The organism is Aquitalea sp. (assembly GCF_030150775.1).
Lineage (GTDB): Bacteria > Pseudomonadota > Gammaproteobacteria > Burkholderiales > Chromobacteriaceae > Aquitalea > Aquitalea denitrificans.
The window spans coordinates 1-5587 of the sequence record NZ_JASLFG010000035.1; the positions used below are offsets into that span (position 1 = coordinate 1).

Consider the following 5587-nt stretch of genomic DNA (forward strand, 5'->3'; position numbering starts at 1 on the left):
AATCGCCGAAGACGGCGTGGCCAATATCGTTGACCTGGCTACCGGCGAAGTGCTGCTGAGCCAGAACGTGGAAGCCGGCGACATCTGGCGCATGTGCCAGGTGAAAGACGCACCGATCCGCGACTGGGTGAAGCTGGCCGTGACCCGTGCCCGCAATTCCGGCATGCCGGCCGTGTTCTGGCTGGACCCGTACCGTCCGCACGAGAATGAGCTGATCAAGAAGGTCAACAAGTACCTGAAGGACTACGACACGACCGGGCTGGAAATTCTCATCCTCTCGCAAGTGCGCGCCATGCGCTACACGCTGGAGCGCGTGGCCCGCGGTCTGGACACCATCTCGGTGACCGGCAACATCCTGCGCGACTACCTGACCGACCTGTTCCCCATCATGGAACTGGGCACGTCTGCCAAGATGCTGTCCATCGTGCCGCTGATGGCCGGTGGCGGCATGTACGAAACCGGTGCTGGTGGTTCGGCACCGAAACACGTACAGCAGCTGCTGGAAGAAAACCACCTGCGCTGGGACTCGCTGGGCGAATTCCTGGCCCTGGCGGTATCGCTGGAAGAACTGGGCATCAAGACCGGCAACAACAAGGCCAAAATCCTGGCCAAGACCCTGGACGCCGCCACCGGCAAGCTGCTGGACAACGACAAGTCGCCGTCGCGCCGCACCGGTGAGCTGGACAACCGTGGCAGCCAGTTCTACCTGGCCAGCTACTGGGCAGAAGCACTGGCAGCACAAACTGAAGATGCCGAACTGCAAGCCCAGTTTGCTCCGCTGGCCAAGCAACTGGCTGAGCAAGAAGCGCAAATCATTGGTGAACTGAAAGCCGTACAGGGCCAGCCGGCCGATATCGGCGGCTACTACCTGCCGGATACCGCCAAGTGCCAGGCCGTAATGCGCCCGAGCAGCACCTTCAATGCCGCCCTGAAAGCCGCCCAGGCCTAAACCAGCGGCAGCTTACCAAACCAGCTTTACCGCCAGAGCGCCAGGATTCGTCCTGGCGCTTTTTTTGTACTCCCGGTATCCGGTCAACGATTTTCAAAAATAATTGTCAGATCCTCTTCTGCAAGCATCCCACTACGGTCTAGGCTAAGTAAGTGGCATGTACTGCGGATCACGGCAGTCCCCTACCCTGAGACAAGGAGCGAACAACAATGAGTGAGTCCCATATCAAGGTTCCAGCAGCAGGACAGAAAATCATCCCGGGCCAGCCCATCCCGAGCAACCCCATCATTCCCTTTATCGAAGGTGATGGCATCGGCATCGACATCACCCCGGTAATGATCAAGGTGATTGATGCTGCGGTAGAAAAAGCCTATGGGGGTGCCAAGAAAATTCACTGGATGGAAGTATATGCGGGCGAAAAATCCACCCGCCTGTACGGGCCAGACGAATGGCTGCCCAAGGAAACTTTCGATGCACTGAAAGAATTTGCGGTATCGATCAAGGGGCCGATGACCACACCGGTCGGCGGTGGCATCCGCTCGCTCAATGTAGCCCTGCGCCAGGAGCTGGATTTATACCAGTGCGTGCGCCCGGTACAGTATTTTCAGGGTGTCCCCTCCCCGCTCAAGCACCCGGAACTGGTCAACATGGTGATCTTCCGCGAGAACACCGAAGACATTTACGCCGGAATCGAATGGCAGGCCGGTTCGGAAGCCGTCAAAAAAGTCATCAGCTTCCTGCAACAGGAAATGGGCGTGAAGAAAATCCGCTTCCCGGACAGCTCTGGCATCGGCATCAAGCCCATCTCGGTGGAAGGAACCGAGCGCCTGGTCCGCGCTGCGCTCAACTACACCATCGCCAATGACCGCAAGAGCCTCACCATTGTCCACAAGGGCAATATCATGAAGTTCACCGAAGGCAACTTCCGTGATGCCGCCTATGCGCTGGCACGCAGGGAGTTTGGTGCCGAGCTGATCGATGGCGGTCCGTGGTGCCGGTTCAACAATCCGAAAACCGGTCGCGAAATCATCGTCAAGGACGCCATTGCCGATGCCTTCCTGCAGCAGATCCTGCTGCGTCCGGCTGAATACGATGTCATCGCCACCACCAACCTCAACGGCGACTACATTTCGGATGCGCTGGCAGCACAGGTTGGCGGCATCGGCATTGCGCCCGGAGCCAATATCTCGGACAAGTATGCCTGCTTCGAGGCCACACACGGCACTGCGCCCAAGTATGCAGGCCTAGACAAGGTCAACCCCGGCTCACTCATCCTGTCGGCCGAAATGATGCTGCGCCACCTGGGCTGGGTAGAAGCGGCTGATCTGGTGATCAAATCCATGGAGGCCGCCATTGCCGACAAACAGGTGACTTACGATTTTGCCCGCCTGATGGACGGTGCCACCGAGGTTTCCTGCTCGGCATTCGGCGATGCCATGATAGCGCGCATGTAGAGCCCCGGCCTGCAATGCCACCTCAAGGTCCGCCCATGCGGGCCTTTCCTGTTTCAACCGCGTTCAGCCGGCCACCAGTGCACGCGCCGCATCCAGCACCTGCGCCTTGACCGCATCCACTCGTTTACCCGCACGCCAGGCCATCATCACCTCCCAATGCCAGGTCGGCAGTTCCGGCAGACACAACCTGACCAGAGTACCATCCTGCAGATCAGCCTTGATCGATAGTTCTGGCATGAATGAAACAAAGCCATGTCGCAATACCAGCTCCCGTGCAGCAGAGGCCGGTTGTACCGCATGAATCGGGCTGGGTAACTGCCGTACCATGCGGATCTGCTGGATCAAGGACTCACACTCATCCCCCCAAAACTGTGGCGCAATGCGATACCTGGCGATATCAGCCAGTGCCAATGCCCTGTTGCAGCCTGCCAGCGGATGGCTGGCAGCCACCACCGGAACAATCGGCGAACGCCACAGCAATTCCATCTGGATCCCTGACATTGCCGGACATTTCAGCACAAAACCCACCTCAACCTGCCCGGTCAGCAAATCCTGCATGATCTGCTGAGAATGATCGGTTCCACAGCGAATTTCCATCGCAGCATCAGCCAGTTTCATCAGCAAGGGACCGAATACCGGAGACGTCAGCGATGGCAGGCAGGACAAACGGATGCGCGGCACCGCCGGCGTGCCCTGCATGGTTTCCAGCCCTTGCCGATAGGCACTTACCGACTGGCGGGCGGCATCCAGAAAGGCCTGACAGGCATTGGTTGCCACGGCTCCGCGCCGGTGCCGGGTAAACAGGCTGACACCCCAGTGCTGCTCCAGCAAGCCAATGCGCTGGCTGACCTGAGGCTGCGACCAGCCGCGCTTGGCTGCGGCCTGACTAAAGCTGCCCAGCTCGGCCACATCCAGCAGCAACTCCAGATCAGACAAGGCAACAGACATAATAAAATTGCATATGAAATATTAGGAGAAATAGACTTACATAATAGCAGGATGCCTACCTAGAATGCTGTTCGAATGAGGAGATAACATGGCATCCGCACAGCGCGCACGCCGACTGGGCAAGGCATTTATCCTGCTGGACAACTTGCTGGTGATATTCGGTTTCTTCATGGTGTTTCCGCTGATCAGCCTGCACTTTGTCGATCAGCTGGGCTGGAGCGCCAGCATCGTCGGGCTGGCACTGGCCATGCGGCAGTTCATGCAGCAGGGACTGGGCCTGTTTAGTGGCTCTCTGGCAGACCACTTTGGAGCCAAACCGCTGATTGTCTGCGGCATGCTGATGCGCGCAGCCGGCTTTGCCTGCATGGCGCTCGCTCACTCGCCCTGGCTGCTGTATCTATCCTGCCTGCTCTCCGGGCTGGGCGGCACCCTGTTCGACCCGCCACGTACCGCACTGGTGGCCAAGCTGGTACTACCGCGAGACCGCCCCCACTTCTATGCCATCCTGATGATGCAGGACAGCGCTGGCGCTGTGGCAGCTGCCTTGCTGGGTTCCTGGCTACTGCAATTTGATTTTCGCTGGGTAGGTCTGGCAGGTACGGCCATGTTCGTGCTGGCAGCACTGGTCAATGCCCTGTTACTGCCCCCCTACCGGGTTGCCAGCGGCAAGTCCTCTCCCTGGCAATCCATGCGCGTGGTACTACAAGATCGCAGCTACATGCGCTTTGTCTTGACCCTCAGCGGCTATTACATGCTGGCGGTACAAGTCATGCTGCTGGTGCCCGTCACCATCAAGCAGCTCACCGGCAGCTACCAGGCCGTAGGCTGGATGTACACGCTGGAAACCTGTTTGTCGCTGAGCCTGCTCTATCCACTGGCACGCTGGGGAGAACGTTACCTGCGCCGCGAACAACGCATGCTGGTCGGACTTGGACTGATGAGCCTGAGTCTGGCCATCATGAGTAATGTGGCACATCCGCTGGCAGCATTTACTGTGCTGGGCCTGTTCTTTCTCGGCTCCATCATCATGGAACCCGCCCGGGAAACCTATGTCGCCAGCCTGGCACGTCCACAGGCAAGAGCCAGCTACCTGGGCTGCAGCCGGCTTGGGCTGGCACTGGGGGGCGCACTGGGCTATGTCGGCGGGGGCTGGCTGCTGGACGTATCCCGCCAGTGGCAGTGGCCGGCATTGCCCTGGCTGTGCCTGTCGCTGGTGGGTGGAATAACCTTGCTGGCACTCTGGATGCAACTGCTGCGCCCTGCCACGGCTACGTCTTGTGTCAGCAACAGCGCCTGAAAAAACAAAACCCGCCGGTTGGCGGGATTCTGTTTGAAGCTGTCGGTACGTTGACCGGTAGGTCAGCGTACCTGGCAATCCTGGCACATCCTCAGCCTGATCAGGCTGCCTGGATGTTCGACGCTTGCTTGCCTTTCGGGCCGCTAACAATGTCAAAGCTTACACGCTGACCCTCTTTCAGGGTCTTGAAGCCTTGCATATTGATGGCGGAGAAATGGGCAAACAGGTCTTCACCACCCTCGTCCGGGGTAATAAAGCCAAAGCCTTTAGCGTCGTTGAACCACTTAACGGTACCAATTGACATGTTACTTCCTTGATTGACGATGGCTGGTGAGGCCGACCAACTTAAAGCTTGCTGCCCATTGCGGCTCATCCGCCAATGCCAAACAGCTAAGCCAAGCACCTGACTGCATTTCTACGCAACCATTGTGATAGCGTCAAGTGCAAAAGGAATTCACACATGCCCCTTGAAAAAAAGTCGGGGGGAGCCAAAATTGAAGTAAACCGCGGTTTAACTGAAAGTCGACATGTCCACGCAGTTCAGCGATGACGCCGTCAAAGAGGTGTCTCGGGTGAGGACCACCCCTCCCCCAATGTATAAGGTATTGTTATTGAACGATGATTTCACCCCGATGGAATTTGTGGTGGAAGTGTTGCAACAGTTGTTCCACATGAACCGGGAAAAGGCTACTCAGGTCATGCTACAAGTCCATACGCAAGGTCACGGCGTGTGTGGCGTTTATACCAAAGACGTGGCTGCCACCAAGGTTGAACAGGTGTCGCAATTTGCCAAAGCACACCAGCATCCGCTTCAGTGCGTAATGGAGGAAAACTGATGATTGCCCAGGAGCTTGAAGTAAGCCTGCATATGGCATTCATGGACGCCAGGCGCAAGCGCCACGAGTTCATCAGCGTGGAGCATCTGCTGCTTGCCATGAT

6 protein-coding genes are annotated in these 5587 nt (G+C 57.8%); 4 read left to right on the top strand and 2 right to left on the bottom strand.

Annotated elements, in window-relative coordinates:
• Both QVF59_RS11995 and icd read left to right on the top strand, forming a co-directional pair.
• On the top strand, positions 1-949 hold a 949-nt coding region (locus tag QVF59_RS11995), incomplete at its 5' end, for an NADP-dependent isocitrate dehydrogenase (protein ID WP_287880152.1).
• Between the two features lie 209 nt (positions 950-1158).
• Positions 1159-2403, top strand: coding sequence for an NADP-dependent isocitrate dehydrogenase (gene icd, locus QVF59_RS12000; protein ID WP_287880155.1), 1245 nt, complete (start codon positions 1159-1161; stop codon positions 2401-2403).
• Between the two features lie 63 nt (positions 2404-2466).
• On the opposite strand, the gene QVF59_RS12005 is transcribed toward icd, so the two are convergent.
• Positions 2467-3351: a LysR family transcriptional regulator gene (locus tag QVF59_RS12005; RefSeq protein ID WP_159874966.1), complete on the bottom strand. Its 885-nt coding sequence runs from the start codon at positions 3349-3351 to the stop codon at positions 2467-2469.
• A gap of 88 nt (positions 3352-3439) precedes the next feature.
• On the opposite strand from QVF59_RS12005, the gene mdtH reads away from it, so the two are divergent.
• Complete coding sequence (mdtH, locus tag QVF59_RS12010; RefSeq protein WP_287880158.1) at positions 3440-4648, top strand: multidrug efflux MFS transporter MdtH; 1209 nt, start codon at positions 3440-3442, stop codon at positions 4646-4648.
• 100 nt (positions 4649-4748) lie between these two features.
• On the opposite strand, the gene QVF59_RS12015 is transcribed toward mdtH, so the two are convergent.
• Positions 4749-4952: a cold-shock protein gene (locus tag QVF59_RS12015; protein ID WP_045846595.1), complete on the bottom strand. Its 204-nt coding sequence runs from the start codon at positions 4950-4952 to the stop codon at positions 4749-4751.
• A 223-nt stretch (positions 4953-5175) separates the two neighbouring features.
• Between QVF59_RS12015 and clpS the strand changes: the two genes are divergently transcribed.
• On the top strand, positions 5176-5484 hold the full coding sequence (gene clpS, locus QVF59_RS12020) for an ATP-dependent Clp protease adapter ClpS (protein ID WP_159874964.1): 309 nt from the start codon (positions 5176-5178) through the stop codon (positions 5482-5484).
• Positions 5485-5587 lie beyond the last annotated feature (103 nt).

Coding starts and splice junctions, on each gene's coding strand:
- QVF59_RS12005 (WP_159874966.1), bottom strand. CDS start 3,351: ATGTCTGTTGCCTTGTCTGATCTGGAGTTGCTGCTGGATGTGGCCGAG.
- icd (WP_287880155.1), top strand. CDS start 1,159: ATGAGTGAGTCCCATATCAAGGTTCCAGCAGCAGGACAGAAAATCATC.
- clpS (WP_159874964.1), top strand. CDS start 5,176: ATGTCCACGCAGTTCAGCGATGACGCCGTCAAAGAGGTGTCTCGGGTG.
- QVF59_RS12015 (WP_045846595.1), bottom strand. CDS start 4,952: ATGTCAATTGGTACCGTTAAGTGGTTCAACGACGCTAAAGGCTTTGGC.
- mdtH (WP_287880158.1), top strand. CDS start 3,440: ATGGCATCCGCACAGCGCGCACGCCGACTGGGCAAGGCATTTATCCTG.